Origin of the sequence: Erysipelatoclostridium sp. MSK.23.31, from assembly GCF_019125875.1 — a bacterium.
Lineage (GTDB): Bacteria > Bacillota_I > Bacilli_A > Erysipelotrichales > Coprobacillaceae > Thomasclavelia > Thomasclavelia ramosa.
This window is the reverse complement of the sequence record NZ_JAHOCB010000128.1, coordinates 1-471: the sequence shown is the minus strand read 5'-3', so window position 1 is coordinate 471 and position 471 is coordinate 1. Positions and strand designations below refer to the sequence as shown.

Here is a 471-nt window from a genome sequence, read left to right as displayed (position 1 = left end):
CTACGATTGCAATTGCTTGAGATACAGCACCCATGATATTAGCTCCTGTAGTTAAGAAACCATGTAAGATAGGTGGTGTTGTCCAAGGTGTATTGATTACAGCTTTTGGACAGAATCCAATTACAGTTAAGATATAACCTACTGCTAAAGTAGCAATTGGTGCGAATACAAATGGAATACCTAAGATTGGGTTTAATACCATTGGGATACCAAATGTAACTGTTTCATTGATGTTGAATAAACCTGGTACTAATGAGATACCTGCGATTGTACGGTTATCTTCACGTTTTGAGAAAACTAAGATAGAAATTACTAAACCGATTGTAACCCCAGAACCACCAAATTCACCGAACATTTGTAACCATGCCATTGCGAAAATGTGTAATTCATCGCTTTTTGCATCATTTGTTTTAGAGAATGTTTCGATATTTTCTAACATTAATGGTGTAAATAATGCTTCTTTTACTGCAG

The 471-nt window shown here is 35.5% G+C and carries 1 protein-coding gene; it reads right to left on the bottom strand.

Annotated features, from left to right (window positions below):
* On the bottom strand, positions 1–471 hold a 471-nt coding region (locus tag KSU54_RS18630; protein WP_217746771.1), incomplete at both ends, for a PTS transporter subunit EIIC.